Source organism: Exiguobacterium sp. s83 (genome assembly GCF_018617095.1).
Classification (GTDB): Bacteria; Bacillota; Bacilli; order Exiguobacteriales; family Exiguobacteriaceae; genus Exiguobacterium; species Exiguobacterium profundum.
The window spans coordinates 1,465,080-1,481,445 of sequence record NZ_JACSJP010000001.1; the positions used below are offsets into that span (position 1 = coordinate 1,465,080).

The 16,366-nt window shown below is 50.0% G+C and carries 18 protein-coding genes; 6 read left to right on the forward strand and 12 right to left on the reverse strand.

Annotated features, from left to right (window positions below):
* Positions 1 to 67 precede the first annotated feature (67 nt).
* From treP to KNO73_RS15140, 5 genes are all read right to left on the reverse strand, one after another.
* Positions 68 to 1,516: a PTS system trehalose-specific EIIBC component gene (gene treP, locus KNO73_RS07575; RefSeq protein ID WP_215112268.1), complete on the reverse strand. Its 1,449-nt coding sequence runs from the start codon at positions 1,514 to 1,516 to the stop codon at positions 68 to 70.
* A 202-nt stretch (positions 1,517 to 1,718) separates the two neighbouring features.
* The gene (gene treR / locus KNO73_RS07580; protein WP_214683815.1) at positions 1,719 to 2,426 is read right to left on the reverse strand and encodes a trehalose operon repressor; all 708 of its coding nucleotides are present in this window, start codon (positions 2,424 to 2,426) and stop codon (positions 1,719 to 1,721) included.
* Between the two features lie 48 nt (positions 2,427 to 2,474).
* Positions 2,475 to 3,323 (reverse strand): DegV family protein, encoded by an 849-nt coding sequence (locus KNO73_RS07585; protein WP_214683813.1) that lies wholly within the window; start codon positions 3,321 to 3,323, stop codon positions 2,475 to 2,477.
* A gap of 95 nt (positions 3,324 to 3,418) precedes the next feature.
* The gene (locus KNO73_RS07590; RefSeq protein WP_285222494.1) at positions 3,419 to 4,111 is read right to left on the reverse strand and encodes a response regulator transcription factor; all 693 of its coding nucleotides are present in this window, start codon (positions 4,109 to 4,111) and stop codon (positions 3,419 to 3,421) included.
* 22 nt (positions 4,112 to 4,133) lie between these two features.
* Positions 4,134 to 5,258 carry a sensor histidine kinase gene (locus KNO73_RS15140; RefSeq protein ID WP_214683811.1) on the reverse strand — a complete coding sequence of 375 codons (1,125 nt, stop codon included), beginning with the start codon at positions 5,256 to 5,258 and terminating at the stop codon, positions 4,134 to 4,136.
* A gap of 179 nt (positions 5,259 to 5,437) precedes the next feature.
* On the opposite strand from KNO73_RS15140, the gene KNO73_RS07600 reads away from it, so the two are divergent.
* Together KNO73_RS07600 and KNO73_RS07605 are read left to right on the forward strand one after the other, a co-directional pair.
* A complete protein-coding gene (locus KNO73_RS07600) occupies positions 5,438 to 6,079 on the forward strand; it encodes a YigZ family protein (protein WP_012726992.1) in 642 nt (213 codons plus the stop codon).
* A 41-nt stretch (positions 6,080 to 6,120) separates the two neighbouring features.
* Positions 6,121 to 7,128 (forward strand): LCP family protein, encoded by a 1,008-nt coding sequence (locus KNO73_RS07605; RefSeq protein ID WP_215112269.1) that lies wholly within the window; start codon positions 6,121 to 6,123, stop codon positions 7,126 to 7,128.
* Positions 7,129 to 7,167: 39 nt separating this feature from the next.
* Here the strand turns inward: KNO73_RS07605 and KNO73_RS07610 are convergent, their stop codons facing one another.
* The 5 genes from KNO73_RS07610 to KNO73_RS07630 form a co-directional block, all read right to left on the reverse strand.
* Positions 7,168 to 8,220 carry a glycosyltransferase family 4 protein gene (locus KNO73_RS07610; RefSeq protein WP_078147360.1) on the reverse strand — a complete coding sequence of 351 codons (1,053 nt, stop codon included), beginning with the start codon at positions 8,218 to 8,220 and terminating at the stop codon, positions 7,168 to 7,170.
* 122 nt (positions 8,221 to 8,342) lie between these two features.
* Positions 8,343 to 8,750 carry a Rok-like winged helix domain-containing protein gene (locus KNO73_RS07615; RefSeq protein ID WP_215112270.1) on the reverse strand — a complete coding sequence of 136 codons (408 nt, stop codon included), beginning with the start codon at positions 8,748 to 8,750 and terminating at the stop codon, positions 8,343 to 8,345.
* Positions 8,751 to 8,968: 218 nt separating this feature from the next.
* A complete protein-coding gene (gene pgmB, locus KNO73_RS07620) occupies positions 8,969 to 9,634 on the reverse strand; it encodes a beta-phosphoglucomutase (protein ID WP_012726996.1) in 666 nt (221 codons plus the stop codon).
* A gap of 200 nt (positions 9,635 to 9,834) precedes the next feature.
* Positions 9,835 to 10,152 carry an Asp23/Gls24 family envelope stress response protein gene (locus KNO73_RS07625; RefSeq protein ID WP_251024869.1) on the reverse strand — a complete coding sequence of 106 codons (318 nt, stop codon included), beginning with the start codon at positions 10,150 to 10,152 and terminating at the stop codon, positions 9,835 to 9,837.
* Between the two features lie 92 nt (positions 10,153 to 10,244).
* Positions 10,245 to 11,300: an acyltransferase family protein gene (locus KNO73_RS07630; RefSeq protein WP_214730394.1), complete on the reverse strand. Its 1,056-nt coding sequence runs from the start codon at positions 11,298 to 11,300 to the stop codon at positions 10,245 to 10,247.
* A gap of 326 nt (positions 11,301 to 11,626) precedes the next feature.
* On the opposite strand from KNO73_RS07630, the gene KNO73_RS07635 reads away from it, so the two are divergent.
* On the forward strand, positions 11,627 to 12,115 hold the full coding sequence (locus KNO73_RS07635; RefSeq protein WP_214683800.1) for a hypothetical protein: 489 nt from the start codon (positions 11,627 to 11,629) through the stop codon (positions 12,113 to 12,115).
* A gap of 5 nt (positions 12,116 to 12,120) precedes the next feature.
* Here the strand turns inward: KNO73_RS07635 and KNO73_RS07640 are convergent, their stop codons facing one another.
* Positions 12,121 to 12,720 (reverse strand): alpha/beta hydrolase, encoded by a 600-nt coding sequence (locus KNO73_RS07640; RefSeq protein ID WP_214758384.1) that lies wholly within the window; start codon positions 12,718 to 12,720, stop codon positions 12,121 to 12,123.
* Positions 12,717 to 13,661, reverse strand: coding sequence for a ring-cleaving dioxygenase (locus tag KNO73_RS07645; protein WP_078147365.1), 945 nt, complete (start codon positions 13,659 to 13,661; stop codon positions 12,717 to 12,719). The genes KNO73_RS07640 and KNO73_RS07645 overlap by 4 nt, the downstream gene beginning before the upstream one ends.
* A gap of 117 nt (positions 13,662 to 13,778) precedes the next feature.
* Between KNO73_RS07645 and KNO73_RS07650 the strand changes: the two genes are divergently transcribed.
* From KNO73_RS07650 to KNO73_RS07660, 3 genes are all read left to right on the forward strand, one after another.
* Entirely contained in the window at positions 13,779 to 14,669 is an 891-nt protein-coding gene (locus KNO73_RS07650; protein WP_012727001.1) for an ABC transporter ATP-binding protein, read from the forward strand.
* Positions 14,659 to 15,852 carry an ABC transporter permease gene (locus KNO73_RS07655; protein ID WP_214690617.1) on the forward strand — a complete coding sequence of 398 codons (1,194 nt, stop codon included), beginning with the start codon at positions 14,659 to 14,661 and terminating at the stop codon, positions 15,850 to 15,852. The genes KNO73_RS07650 and KNO73_RS07655 overlap by 11 nt, the downstream gene beginning before the upstream one ends.
* A gap of 64 nt (positions 15,853 to 15,916) precedes the next feature.
* The gene (locus tag KNO73_RS07660; RefSeq protein WP_078147368.1) at positions 15,917 to 16,342 is read left to right on the forward strand and encodes a hypothetical protein; all 426 of its coding nucleotides are present in this window, start codon (positions 15,917 to 15,919) and stop codon (positions 16,340 to 16,342) included.
* The last annotated feature ends 24 nt before the right edge of the window (positions 16,343 to 16,366 follow it).

Genomic DNA, 16,366 nt, shown 5'->3' on the forward strand with positions numbered 1-16,366 from the left:
TTTGTAAGAGTTTTCATTTCAATAAGAAAGAGGGAAGAACTGCCGTCCCTCCCTCCCGAGTCATTGCTTATGCGACTTTGTTTTCTTCAAGTTCACCTTTCTTCATGTAACGCTTCGACAAGATGAATGTGAGCGCGAACGGTACGATGATCGCGATGACCATGCCGACGATGAAGAGAAGGATTTTATCTGTGAAGATGGAGAGGAATCCAGGGAGTCCTCCGACACCGATGGCGATTGCTTGCACATCGTTCAATGTGATGAAGATGGCTGCGATCGCTGACCCGATCATCGCTGAGTAGAACGGGAATTTATTTGGTAAGTTGACCCCGAACATCGCCGGCTCTGTGATTCCGAAGTAAGCCGAGATGGCTGAAGTCGACGCCATGCTCTTTTGTTTCGCGTTGTGCTTGTAGACGAAGAACATCGCGAGTGCAGCCGAACCTTGAGCAATGTTTGAGAGTGCGATCATCGGCCAGATGAACGTACCGCCTGTATCGGCGATCAACTGAAGGTCGATGGCGATGAACAAGTGGTGCATCCCGGTGACGACGAGCGGCGCGTAGAACAAGCCGAAGAGGAGTGCCCCGACGACCGGTACGGCTTCAAACGTGTTGACGAGTCCTGTCGCAATCACGTTCCCGATTCCACGAGTGACCGGTCCAACGATTGCGAGTGCAAGGAATCCAGTGACGACGATGGTTGTGATCGGAACGACCAAGAGTTGGATGGCGTTCGGTACACGTTTTTTCAAGAACATCTCGATTTGGCTCAAGATATAAGCCGCAGCGAGAACCGGCAAGATTTGACCTTGATATCCGACTTTCTCAATTTCGAAGAGTCCGAGGATATCGAACGTCGGTACTTCTCCTTCAAGTGCTGCTGTCCCGTAGCCCCAAGCGTTCAAGAGGTCCGGGTGGACAAGCAAGAGACCCATGACGATCCCGAGCACTTCGCTCCCACCGAAACGTTTCGTCGCCGACCAACCGACGAGTGCCGGTAAGAAGACGAATGACGTGTTCGCCATCATGTTGATGAGGTCCCAAAGTCCTTGTAAGTTCGGATACGCCTCGATGAGTGTCTTTCCGTCGATGAAGAGACCTTCAGAAGCGAGTAAGTTGTTGATCCCCATGAGGAGACCGGCCACGATGATGGCTGGAATGATTGGCATAAAGACGTCAGAGAAGACTTTGACGAGTTTTTGAAGCGGATTCATTTTTTTGCCGCCTGCGGATTTGACCTGGGCGACCGTTGCCGCCTCAAGTCCCGCGAGTTTGATGAACTCGGCATAGACGCGGTCGACATCACCGGCTCCGATGACGATTTGATACACGCCCGAGTTCTCGAACGCCCCTTTGACGAGATCGACTTCTTTCACACGTGCCTCATCGACTTTTGACTGGTCTTTGAGGGAGAGACGAAGACGTGTCACACAGTGTGCGGCTTTGTCCACGTTGTCTTTGCCGCCGATCGCGTCTAAAATCTCTGCGGCAATTTGACGATAATCTGCCTTCATGTTGAATGTCCTCCTTTGTTTGAAAACTGTAAATGAAAACGGTTACTTATGAGTACAAACAAAGTATAACTTATCTATATAAGTTAAGTCAACAACTTATATATATGAGTTGAACATGAAAGTTTTGCGTTGTGATTTACTGTTAAAATTCCCCTATTTTGACTTAGGACAAACAAAAAACCCCTTCCTGTACGAAAGAGGTTTACCTACGGGCGACGTCGCTAAACTGGAACTTGTCCAAGCGGTGACGCGACTCCGTATATTCAAATTGTTGTCCTTCATATAAGAACGTATCGTTCGTGATGACGATGACGTATTCATAGTCATGCAAGTCGAGCCGCTTCCGGTCGAGTTCGGTCACGTCTTCTGCCGCAATCTTTCGTTTGGCATAGCTGATCTGTAGGCCGAGCTCTCCTTCGATATATCCATAAATCGAACGAGCCGCAATCTCTTCTGTTAATCCAGGGACGAGGTCTTTGACGAAATAGTTGATATCTAAGATGACGTTCTCCCCGTCAAAGTTCCGAACCCGTTCGATGCGAAACACGTGCGTCCCCGCCGCCAAATTCATCCGTTCGGCGAGCCAAGTCGGGGCCTCCATCTCTTCAAACGAAGCGACGTGAGTCTGAATAGAACGACCGAGCATGCTCGCGTACACTTCTGAGAAACTGACGATGCCGTTGAATTGAAACTCGATCTGGTCCCGTTTCAATACGAACACGCCTTTTCCGTGATGCTTCCGGACATACCCGTTTTCCTGTAAAAGATCGAGCGCTTTTCGGACGGTTCCCCGGCTGGCCTCGAACTGATGCATCAACTCGGTCTCAGACGGAAGCTTTGAGTCAGCGGGTCTTGTTCCATTTCGCATCTCTTCTGCCAGACGCTCAAAGATTTGGCGATATTTCGCCATTTCATTCCCTCCTCCATTGAAAAAGACGACCTTAGACGGTCGTCTCTCTTACCATTCGCGACGATACCACGTGATGCCGATTGCACCAGGTCCGAGATGCGTTCCGATGACGGGACCGAAATGGCTTCCCGAGATGTGTGCTTTCGGGAACTTCTGTTTCATCGAAGCGAGCTCTTCCGCCTGACGCTCCGGGCAGTTGGCGTGAATGATGCCGATGCAGTAGCCTTCCCCGTCTCCGACAATCGATTCGTCCATCATCTCTTCGATTCGACGTACAGCCTTCTTGTATGTCCGAATCTTCTCGAACGGGACAATCAATTTATCCTGGAAATGAAGGACCGGCTTGATTTGTAAGAACGATCCGACGAGCGCTTGCGCCGCGCTCAACCGTCCACCGCGTTGCAAATGGTCGAGGTCATCGACGACGAAGTACGCACGAATCGAATCACGGACCGTTTCAAGCCGGGCGATGATTTCTTCTGGTGTCGCTCCGTTGTCACGGAGGTGAAGGGCCTCTTCGACCATGAACGCTTGCGGCATACACGAAATCTCTGAGTCAAACGCATGAACCGTCACATCGACCATGTCATTTAGCGCGACCATCGATTGGTACGTTCCGCTGATTCCACTGGAGAGCGTGATCGCAATCACGTCCGTCACATCGTCCGGCAAGCTCTCAATCAATTCCACCGTCTCACCGATGACCGGTTGCGACGTCGTCGGCAGATTCCCCGCCTCGATACGCTCATAAAACGCCTCGGTCGACATGTCAATCGACTCGCGGTACGACGCGCCATCGAAGATGACACTGAGTGGTGCGACATGGACGTCATGTCGCGCCAAAAAATCATCCGACAGATAGGCGGTACTGTCGGTTAAAATCGCAATGTTTCCCATACTATATCCTCACTTTACGTCGTTTCATTTTTCCAATTATGTTAGGATTCCATTCCATATTGTAACACAAAAACGAGGTAAAGCATCGGTGACGCTCAAATCTCGACCCAACCCCGGCGAATCGCATCCACGACGGCTTGTGTCCGGTCGTTCACGTCCATTTTACGAAGCACGGAGGAGACGTGGTTTTTAACCGTCTTCTCACTGATAAAGAGCATGTCACTGATGTCTCGGTTCGAGCGACCGTCGGCGAGAAGGTGTAACACCTCGACTTCACGGCGCGACAATAATTGATAGATCGGGTCATCTGTACGGCTCTCGACGCCACGTCCCGCCTGTTCCCCTTTGAATTGTAAGAGACGGCGGTAATCCTTCAGTACGTTCGTTGTCACTTTCGGATGAAGATACGCCCCATCCTTTGCGACGGCACGGACTGCCGAGATCAATTCTGTCGATGCGACTTCTTTTAATAAGAACCCTGATGCCCCTGCTTCAAGCGCATGCGTGATATACGACTCATCATCATGGATTGAAAGAATGAGGACACGTGTCTCTGGTGACAGGAGTGACAGTTGCTTTGTCGCCTCGATCCCGTTCATGTCTGGCATGTTGATATCCATGATCAAAATTTCAGGTTTTTGCTCGCCCGCGATGCGGATCGCTTCGCGCCCCGTGCGCCCTTCGGCGACAACCGTAAATTCATCCTCTAAATCAAAAATCCGCTTCAATCCTTCACGGAACAGTTCGTGATCATCCACGATTGCAATGCGTGTCTGTGTCATTTCCATGTATGTCTTCCCCCTTGTTCTCTCACGGAATCGGAATCGACATCCGGACGACCGTCCCTTTGCCGACTTCCGAGTCGATGGTGATGCTTCCGTTCACCAATTCAATTCGTTCGCGCATTCCAACAATCCCGAACGACCCTTCGCCAATCGTGCTCGACTCAAACCCGACACCGTAGTCGCGGACGTGAATGTGAATCACATCACTCGCCTGCTCGACATTGACGATGATTTCGGCAGTTTTTGCATGTTTGATCGCATTTTGGACCGATTCTTGAACGAGACGGAACACGTTAATCTCCAGTTTCTCCGGTAATCGCGCACGCGACCCCCGATAGTTGAGACGTGTCTTGATCGCCGTATACTCCTCCGTTTGATGGAGATAGCGTTCGAGCGTCGGCAAAAAGCCCAAATCGTCAAGCGACATCGGACGTAAATCATAGATTAAACGACGGACGTCGACGAGTGCCCCACGAATCAACTTTTTCAATTCATGTAATTCGGCAAACGCCTCGTCTTTTCCTCGTTTGTCAAACGTCTTTTCAATCAGATCGGCCCGTATCAAAATATGAGCAAGCGATTGCGCTGGTCCATCGTGCATCTCGCGGGCGAGATGGCGCCGTTCGCGCTCGGCCGCTTCGAATACACCGATGGCCATCTCTTGCTTCTTCATCATGTCCGAATACTCTTGCTGTAGGTCATCCCGTAAGAAGTTCAAGACGACACTCACACGACCGATCAACTTTTCGGCACGTTCGATCGTATCCTCTAAAATGAGCAGACGACGCTCTAAGTCATTCCGACGTTGCTGTGCCGCCATCTCTTCTTTTTGAACAAGAAAACGCTCGAGTTGCATTTGATTCGCCCGTTCGTAGGCTTCACGAATTTCTTGTTCACTATGTATATGAAACTTTTTACTGACTTGAACGAGCTTGGCCTTTGAAGCTTTCACGATTCGGTCGAGTCGATCGGATTCCTCGATGTAGAACTCGATTTTATCCGTCAATTCTTTCAACTCATTTTGAATTGCTGAATATTCAGTTGCAGAACTTTCGGTTATACGGACAATCTCCTCTTTACTTTCCGTCACCGTTTCAATCATATTTGTTATGATATGTTCTAAAGCTGTCCGATCGGTAATATGATTCACGATGCCATCCCCTAATAGTTCGGTAGTTAATCCTCATCTATTCTTATATATCGTCCCACCCTAAACAGGTTTACAGCGGACATGAGAGATTTTCTATAATTCCATTCGCTATAAGTAGCGTATGTGCCTACTTGAATTCTAAAAAAAATATTCAAAAATAGAAAGGAGAATTTTCAGAAATGTCTATTGAGTCAAATTATACTATAAAACAAAGTGGAACATACGAAGTCGTTATCCAAAAATCAAAATTTATTGCTCATTTCAAACGTGTCGAAACCGAGGAAGAGGCGCAGACGTTCATCCAAGCCATCAAGAAAGAGCATTGGAACGCAAACCATAACTGTTCCGCCTACATCATCGGGGAACGAAACGAGCACCAGAAAGCGAATGACGACGGTGAGCCGAGCGGTACGGCCGGCATGCCGATGCTCGAGGTGTTACGCAAACGCCACTTGAAAGATACAGTCGTCGTCGTGACTCGTTATTTCGGTGGAATCAAGCTCGGTGGCGGCGGACTCATACGTGCCTACGGTGGAACTGTGAGCGAGGGACTCGATGCGATCGGAATCGTCGAACGTCTACCGATGCAACAATTGACACTCACCGTCGACTATACTTGGATTGGGAAAGTCGAAAATGAGTTGAGACAGTCTAGCTACCTGCTCGATGACATCATCTACGCCGACCTCGTCACGTTTCATGTGTCGGTCCCCGTGGAAGAGACAGAAGAGGCACTCGCTTGGCTAACAGACATGACGAACGGTCAAGGTCAGCTTCAAACTCATACAATCCGCATCATCGAACGTGATTTCAAACGCTGAAACGCCTATACTAAAAGAAAAGACTGAAATGAGGAAACAACATGGAAACACCCCCACGCAAGAAAAGATCACCTTGGAAAATCGTCCTCATCGTGTTGGGTGTCGTATTGCTGGTCGGTGGTTCCGCTTTCGGCTATTTTGTCTTCAAAGCGAATGAAACCGCCGAAAACGCGAACAAGGCGTTGGAACGTGGCGACAAGTCAGAACGTCGCGACGAGACCATCGACTTGACGAAAGATCACTTTTCCGTCCTGTTAGCAGGAGTCGATGGCGGCGCCTCGCTCGAGGAAGGACGGACCGATTCGCTCATGGTCGCCACGTTCAACAAGGAATCGCGGCAAGTGACGCTCGTCAGCATCCCACGTGACTCATATGTCGACATCATCATCGACGATGAGGATCCGTTCAAAGACAAGATCAACCATGCTTACGCTTACGGAGGCATTGACACGACCATCGCGACCGTCGAGAACCTGCTCGACATCCCAATCGATTACTATGCGACCATCAACTTTGATGGAATCGAAGATTTGGTCGATGCGGTCGGTGGCGTCGAGATCGATGTCCTCATCCCCATCTCCGGAAAAGCGACCGGAAATGTCGAGCTAGAGCCTGGCGTTCAAGTCTTGAACGGAAAAGAAGCACTTGCCTATGCGCGGATGCGGAAGCAAGACCCTGCCGGCGACATCGGTCGAGCCGGTCGACAACAGCAAGTCATCGAGGCCATCATCAACGAGGCGACGACCATCAACTCGTTTACGAAGCTGAACCGGATCATGAATGCCGTCGGCGAGAACATTCGAACAAACATGTCGTTGTCAGAGGCTTCTCAGCTTCAACCGTACGCAAAATCGTTGAAGTCGTTTAACCGAGAAACGCTCGAAGGGAACGATTTGACGTTAAACGGTGTGTATTATTACGAACTCGACCCTGTTGACCTTCGCGATGCTCAGGCGCTTCTGCAAACGGAACTCGGCATGCCTGTGACAGCGGATGAACCATCGACAGACGAAACGGACGATTCGATGACCGAAACGACCACATACTAAAAAAGTAACCGGTATCGTCACGCGATACCGGTTACTTTTTTACGCTCTAGGTCGTCCGAGCAATCGTCGGGACGTACGGATGATAGGTTTATAGTTCGGATGAATCAGTTCAGTCGATTCCACGATCAATTCGATGACAATTAACACGACGATGAACGTGATGACCGCACCGAGCATCGTCGTCTTGGCGAACAAGATGGATGAGATGCCAAAGAATAAGGTCATCCCGTACATGAGTAGGACCGCCTGCCGTGTCGTGAAGCCCATATCGATCAACTGGTGATGCATATGCGATTTATCCGGCGACATCGGCGGTCGTCCCTGGACGAGTCGACGCACGATGGCGAAGATCGTATCCGAGATCGGTAACCCGAGCAAGAGGACCGGCACAACGAGCGAGAACAACGTCACGTTCTTAAATCCGATGAGCGAGAAGACAGCGAGCATATATCCGAGGAACAGTGCCCCCGTATCGCCCATAAAGATTTTCGCCGGGTAGAAATTATGGACGAGAAACCCGAGTGTGCTCGCAAGGAGCAAGAGCGCCATCATCGTCAAATAGACGTTTCCCTGAATGATGGCCAAGACAGCAATCGTCCCGAGGGCGATGCTCGACACACCTGCGGCGAGACCATCGAGACCGTCAATCAAATTGATGGCATTCGTGATCCCAATCAGCCAGAGGACGGTGATCGGGATGCTCCATGACCCGAGGTAGAGTTGCTGGTCGAACGGAAGATTGATGAGTTCGATTCGCATCCCCGAGTTCAAGACGACGACAGTCGCAATCATCTGCCCCATCAGCTTGACGCGGGCCGATAGTTGGAACCGGTCATCAATCAGTCCCGTAAGGAGAATCACGACAGCCCCAATCAAGATGGCATCGTTATAACGACTCGTCGGAAGCAGCAAGGCATAGCCGATGAAAAATGCGATAAAAATCGCGAGACCCCCGATTCGTGGCATCGTCCGTAAATGTACTTTTCGTGCGTTCGGATGATCGACCGCACCGATGAAAAATGCGAATCGACGAACGAGCGGTGTAATCAAGATGGCCATCACAAAACTGACCAACATGGCAATCCATAGCATGGGCCGACAGTTCCTCTCTCAAAAAAATAGACTCTGGCGAATTATATCACATTTTGAATCGAGGAGTGGATATCAGTCCGTTTACAATAAAAGCCGATGAGGCGTTCCCCATCAGCTCTGGATCATGAAAGTGTCGCTGCCACTTCTTCTGTCGGTTCGTATGTATACAAGCCGCGACCGATTTTTTTGATTTCCGGGTTGACCCCTTCAATCTTCACCATCAATTGGTAAATGTTGCTGATGTGATGACGGTAACGAAGTTCAAGTTCCATTTGAATATCACGTACACTCATCGTCTGACGCTCCTTCAATAGATCCGTCACTTGATGAACGTACACCTCGAGCGGATAACGCTGGTTCACACGTCGTGGACGTAGGCGTTTTGACGCATCAGTCATTGGGTCCTTCTCTTCTCTATCTCGACTCAATTCCGCAATCAAATACTCGGCACGTCGTTGCAATTGACGATACGACTCTTCAATTTCCATTAATTCTCGATAAATGTGGTCATTGACATTCGTAGATTCCATACACAAATCCCCTTCTACATCCAATTATAATTTGGAATTCCCTAATTTAAATCAGCAATTCCTAATAATCCCTCTATATCTTCTATAAAAGTGTAACGGATTTGTAATGTGTTTGTCATCTCTTTTTGGGCAATTCTGTCTATTTAGGACTTTTGACTCAAAAAAAGACGACGACTGTTCGGGGCAGTCGTCGTCTCACGGAAGATGATTGTAGCCATTTACACGTGAACGCGTTCGAGGATGCGTTCAAGTGAAAGTTCGTCAGTAGAAGCGACGATGAGGTCTGCATGACCAAGCATCGATTCTTCTCCGACGGCGACAGCAAACATATTTGCCGCTTTGATTGCAGTTACGCCGGCAGCCGCGTCTTCAACGCCGATGGCGAGTTCGGGTTTCACACCAAGGGCAGAAGCGGCCTTCAAAAACACTTCGGGGTGTGGTTTTGACTGGGCGACAGTTGCTGCATCGACGATATGGTCGAAGTAATGGCGGACACCAAGTGCATCAACGACCGCAAATGCGTTCTTTGAAGCAGAAGCCATTCCAATTTTGAGTCCCGCCTCTTTGATTTCATCGAGGAATGAAACGATACCAGGAAGAAGATCGTCGGATGAGATATGTTGAATGAGTTCAACGTAGTGCTCGTTTTTCTTTTGTGCGAGTTCTTCTTTCTCTTCCGGTGTGAAATCGTTCTGTTTACCGCCGAGCGTAAGAATCCGCTCAAGCGACTCAGTTCGACTCACGCCTTTGAGCGTTTCGTTGAATTCGCGGTCAAATGGAATTCCGAGCTCTTCACCGAGCTGCTTCCAAGCGAGGTAATGGTACTCTGCCGTGTCAGTGATGACACCGTCCAAATCGAAAATCACTGCTTCAATCGTTGACATACATGCTTTCCGCCTTTCCTTCAAATGCTTGTGTCGTCAGACTACATTTAGGGAACTTGACAAGTACCCGCCGCACGTTTGGTCAATGATGCAAACGGTTGCACTTGTTCGATTTCTATTATAAATGAAAACGTTATCTTGATGCAACCGTTTTCGCAAAAATCAAAAAAAGAGAAGAGCCTGTGCTCTCCCCTTTCTTATCACAGCTGAATTCCGACCACTTTCACGTTCACAGAACGTGGTGTCATCGCAAGCATCGTGTCCATATCTTGCGTGATGCGCTCTTGGACGGCCGTCACCGTTTTGATGATCGACTGTCCGTAAGCGATGTAAAGCGATAGGTTGATGGTGATGCCTTTGTCCGACTCATCGACTTTCACGTGTTTCATGAGCGCACGCTCTGACAATTTCGTGTCTTCTTGCGTGAACGAGACGTATTTCGTTTCTTTGACCGCGACCGCGGCGATCATTTCAACGACGTGACGTGATACGTTCACGTCGCCTTCTGTGCTGTACATTCCATTTTCGTATGGCATAGGGTCACTTCCTTAACTCTAGTTTCGTTTCTTCTTAATAAAGTGTAGCGGAAATGAAGCGTTTAGAAAAGACTTTACCCTTTTACACCCTTCGTATTTTGGACTCGCTTCACGTCAATCTCGACGAGCGGACGCAAGAGACGGACCATCGGTGGACTGATAATCACGAGGACCATCACAAAGGCGACACCGAACAAGACGAGCAGTTGCATCCAAGATGTCGGCATGAACCCAGCCGGTATAAACGCCTTCCAGGCGACAACAAAGAAGACGTGGACGAGATAGACGTACAGACTATACTGCCCGGCACGCGAAAAAATCGGGAGCTGTCGTCCTGGGATGATGAGCGCGAAACTAATTGACATGAGGAGCGACACCGTATAGACGATCAAAAAGGCGAACGGTCCACTCCACATCGCCTCTGGGACGACCGTGTCATAGGCGAAACGGAATTTGAACAAGTTGCCGATATGATAGAACGTATCGTCTTGCTGGACGCGCATCGAGACCAAGAGCCCCAGCGTGAGCGTGGTGAAGACAATCGCCCCACCGATGCGGTATCGGTTCCGGTGCTCGGCCCGTTTCGGTAGCTCAAAGAAGTTGAGCGTATTTCGCTCGGACATCCAGTTCCCAATCAAGAAGAACGGATAGAACATGATGACTTTTCGTAACGCGAAATACCCCGTCGCCTCGGCTTGGAATCCGAACAGGAGCGCGAATAATAGGGCATACAACACGTAGCCTTTCAGTTGTGTCACGTACGGGGTGATGATGTACCAGAAAATGATGGCCATCAGATACCAAAGCGCCCAGTATGGCTTCAACAAATTCAGTCCCGGATTTTCAAGCGAGAAAATCGGAATCCCTTCTGTAAATGCGAACCATGACCCAAGGATGACCTGCCAAATGACATAGACCACGAATAGCTGGATCACGCGCAAATAGCGGTTCTCCCGATAAAAGTAACCGCTCAACATGATGAATAACGGCATGTGGAAGGTATACAGGAACAGATACACCCACTTTGGTAAAATGTCGTCATAAGCGCCGCGGACATCGGTCAACAAGTGTCCGAAGACGACGAGTAGGACGAGTACTCCTTTAATATTGTCATACCAATAATTTCTCATAACATTCCCTCTAGTTCTCTATGATGACTGCAATGAAGCTGACCTTCATGTTTTCACGTTCTCTTTACAGACAGAATCCATATAGGTCTTGGAAAATTCCCTCACCTATCATAAGCGATTCCTCCACAAAGTGAAATTACGTTTCAACAAAATTTTCATGTCTTCACTGTCATCATTCCCATAATTCGAAGAATGCAAGCCGAAACGTCAAAAAATCCTCACGATTCAGCATGTTGTGTGCGTATTCAAATAGACGGAATTGGGTACAGTATAGTATAGTAGTGTTACTTAATATTCAGAATATTCTAATAAAGGAGGTGGAGAGAATGGCATCGATCATCCGGAATCGACATCATATGGTGCACGACCCAAAACGTTCATTCTCTAACTTCGGATTCTGGTGGTTCATCAGCGTCTTTTCCGTCGGATTGCTCCTTGTCGCCTTCGAGTCCGTCCGCAACGGGTTCTCTGCCATTCATCCTGTCTTATCTAGCATGGTTTTCCTCGGTCTCACGTTCGTGCTCGGTGTCTGCGCCAAGCTGGCTCGTGACGTCTGGTGGCTCAACTACTTACTTGAGCGCACCCAAAACCGCTACTTATACATCGGTGGCGACACGCTCCAAAGTTGGCAGTATACGCTCGACTCGATTTGGTTGCTCACGCGCACCTCACAAAAAAAGCTCGGCCGATTGTATATCCAAATCGACCGAACTGTGCGTGCTGAGGAAGCGAAACGTTTATTCGCCGCCTATTTGATTGACCGAGGGGTCCTCGTCGTCTATTCTCGTCCGAACAAACCGAAAAAAATGGCTTGAATGAATCAGTCGAGGTATGCGGCAATCCATGTCCGTGCTGCCTCGACTTCTTCCATGCGAAGTTCATGTCCTCCCGAGTGATAGAAGAGCTCGACGTCCGCTCCCGCGTTTCGGAGTGTCGACGTCAGCTCTTCTGTTTCTGTTTTCGGGCAAATCGGGTCGCGTTCGCCAGCCGAGATGAACACGTTCGTTCCTGACAAGTCAGGTAGCGTCAATGAACGGTCCGGTACCATCGGGTGGAATAGGAGTGAAGCAGTGAACGCCGGATGACGGTAAAGTGCCGACCCGATCAAATTCGCCCCGTTCGAATAGCCGAGCGGGATCATCTTGTCTCGGTCGATACCATACGTTGTCGCAGCTTCATCTAAAAACTGAAGGAAGCGCTCTGTCTGTTTCTTTAAATCTTCAAGGTCGAGCACCCCTTCCGCGTGGCGACGGAAGAAACGGGACATCCCGTTTTCAATGACATCCCCTCGAAGCGTCAAGATGTTCGCCTCGGTCGACAGTTCTTTCGCGAGCGGAATCAAATCCTGCTCGGTCCCTCCAGTTCCGTGTAATAAAACGAGTGTCGTCTCTTTGGTACCTTGAATGAATTGATGAATCATATGCGTTCTCCTCTCGGGATCGTGATTGTTGGTAGTGTGCGGACGATTTTATCTCGGTCCGCTTCGAGCCATGGCGGTAAGCGCAACGTCTCACCAAGCGTGTCAACGGATTCGTCCACGGTGAATCCAGGTACGTCCGTCGCGAGTTCGTGCAGGATGCGACCGGCATCATGGAAATAGACGGAGCGGAAGTAGTTTCGTTCTTTCACTTCGGTCGGTCTTAACCCAAGGTCAAAGATGGCATCTTGCCAGGTCGGATAATGTTCTCCGTCAGAAATGCGCCACGCGATGTGATGAACTGTTCCCGTCCCAGGGACCCCGTTCGGTAAAATCGTTTTCTTCACATCGATGACGTTCCCGTAATCTGCTGACCCTTTCAAACGGATCCACTCTTCATCCTCTGCGACCCGTTCAAAGCCGAACAGTTCCGTCAACAAGCGCACGGTTTCGTCCGGTGCTTTCGACAACAAGGTCGCTCCGGCGAATCCGACAATTGCTTCATGTTCTGTGATACCGGGGATGACCCAGCGTGTCTGTTTAGAGCTCGGTCGGGCGACGAGTTCGACGACGAGTCCGTCCGGGTCTTCAAATAAAAGTGATGCCTCGCTGAACCGTTCAGTGGCGACGGTCGCGATGCCGTGCTGTTGTAGTCTTTCTTCCCAGAACGGTAAACTTCCTGCCGGTACGAGATAAGTCGTCACGCCAACCTGTCCGCTCCCGACCTGCCCTTTCCCTAAGCCCGGGATCGGGAAAAACGTGATCACCGTCCCTGGTGTTCCGACTTCGTCCCCAAAATAGAGATGATACGTGCCCGGGTCATCAAAATTGACGGTCTGTTTCACGAAGCGGAGACCGAGTACCTGTCCATAAAAATCTAGCGTACGTTGCGGGTCTTGTACCATCGACGAAATGTGATGGATTCCCGTAGACTGCGTTTTCATTGTCATCCTCCTTTTATTATCTTGATTTCAAGATAAATCATTTACCAGAAAAAGTGAAACTTTTTGCTCAAGGTGGCGTACGATAGAAGAAGAGACATTCTAAGGAGGGAATAGAATATGGCATTACATATCGAACGCGTCACCAAGGAGTTTGGTGACTTCAAAGCTGTCGACGACCTCACGTTCCGCGTCCCACAAGGGGAAATGTTTGGTTTGCTCGGTGCAAACGGTGCTGGCAAGACGACGACGTTCCGGATGATCCTCGACATCTTGAAGCCGACCGATGGGAGTATCACGTGGAACGGTAAAGCGGTCGACCATCGCATCGTCGGCTATTTGCCCGAGGAACGTGGCCTGTATCCCAAATCCCAAGTGCGTGAACAGCTCGTCTTTCTCGCAAGCCTAAAGGGCATGCGCGGGAGCGATGCCAAACGCGCGGTCAAGTCATGGCTCGAACGCCTTGAAATTCCTCAATATGAAACGATGCGCGTCGAGCAGCTATCAAAAGGGAATCAACAGAAGATTCAGCTCGTCGCCGCCCTGCTCCATAACCCGGAACTCGTCATCTTAGACGAACCGTTCAGCGGCCTCGACCCGGTCAACGTTGAAATCCTGAAGCGTGAAGTTCTCGCGTTGCGTGACGCCGGGACGACCATCGTCTTCTCGAGTCATCGAATGGAACATGTCGAAGAATTGTGCCAACACGTCGGCATCTTGAAAGGTGGCCGTGCCGTCGTAAGCGGTGACGTCCCGACAATCAAGTCGAGATACGAAGAGCCTGCCCTCTTTATTGAAACGGATCAGATTCACATTCTCGAGTCGCTCCCAGTCGTGGAGACAATCGAGCCTTACAAATCCGGTCATCTCGTACGCTTACATTCTTTCGAAGACAGTGACGCCGTCCTGTCGGCACTCGTCCGTCATCAGGCGAACGTGAAGACGTTCATGCGCCAACCGGTATCGCTCAATGACATCTTCATCAAGGAGGTCGGACAGCATGTTTCATAACTTTGGACCGCTCTATGCGTTCACACTCAAATCGAGAATTCGTTCAAAAGCATTCCTCATCTCGACGGCGCTAACCATCCTGTTCATCTTCGGGTTTACGAACATCGACCGCATCATGTCTACGTTTGAGGATTCCGAGCAAGCGAGCGCACTCGTCGTGTCTGAGAACAAAGAAATCGTCGACACGATGAAATCACTCGGCTATGAAGACGTCGCCTCTAGCGAAATTACGGAAGAAGAGGCACGGACCGGCATCAACGACGGAGAGTATGGGGTCGTCGCTTTTGTTGACGGCTATGATGCTCGCGTTATCTCCGAACGCCCGGAGCAGGAGTTCACGACCCTCTTGCAAACATCCTTACAACAGTTGCGCAATGCGGAATTGATTGAATCGTCCGATGTCGACCCGACCGTCATCGCTGCCCTCAGCGAACCGATCCAACTCGACGAGTCCTATCTCGGACGCGGTGGAGAGAACTCGGATGAGCTCCTCTCGTCTTCGGCGCTCGTTTACGTCATGTTGATGCTCCTGTACATTTCGATCATCACGTACGGATCGATGATTTCAACAGAAGTGACGACGGAGAAGTCATCGCGTGTCATGGAGCTCATCATCTCCACGACTCATCCGGTGACCCATATGCTTGCGAAAGTGACCGCTATCGGGACACTCGCCCTCATCCAAATCGGAATCTTCCTTGGGTTTGGTTATGTAAGTGCGAGTGGTAGCGAACTGGCGACGACGGTCATCGAGAACGCCGGCAACGCACGGGCTGTCATCTATCTACTCGTCTTCTTCTTGCTCGGGTACTTGTTGTACGCCTCACTCTTCGCTGTCCTCGGTTCACTTGTCAGCCGTGTCGAAGAGTCACAACAAATGGTCATGCCGGTCATCATGCTCCTCGTCGCTGCGTTCTTAGTCGCGATGTTTGGATTGAACAACCCGGATGCGACCATCGTGACCATTCTCTCGTTCGTCCCGTTCTTCGCTCCGATGCTCATGTTCCTTCGCGTCATGCTCGTCGATGTGGCCGTATGGGAAGTGGCGCTTTCGATTGGGTTACTCATCGGAACGATTGGCATCACACTGTGGATTGGCTCGAAATTCTATCGTGGCGGCGTCTTGTTCTATGGAACGAACGCTATTAAACAATGGCGACAAATATTACAAAACCGTCAATAACGTTTACAGCAAATTCGTTTTCGTTTACTCTAAAGAATGTGCAAAATGAGGAGGAAAACGAACTATGCGATCACGATTACTCGCAGCCTTAATCTTTACGTTTATGACGACGCTCACGACGTTCATCTGTTATACCGTCTTCTTAGACGCGGATGCGTTATGGCAAATCCTGCTTGCCTATGCAGGCAGTGCGTTCATCGGAACGCTCGCGTTTTGGTATCCGGTCAGCAGACGCTCTCAAACGTCCCGCTTCGGTGGCGCATGGATCGGCATCATGATTACTGCAGCGACACTCATTGGCTTCACCGTCATCCGTTTCACATTCCGCGGGGACGCAGCAGCATTGCTCGACTGGCAAACGATGCTGGCGAGTCTTGCCTACACATTCGGTTATGTCGGATGGGTGCTCACAATCTTGAATATCGTGCTCGGCTTCTTACTCGCCGGCACACGTCCAAAAGTACGCTACGAAGCGCGTCCGACGCGCTGATTGAAGTGACCAGGGATTCTCCTG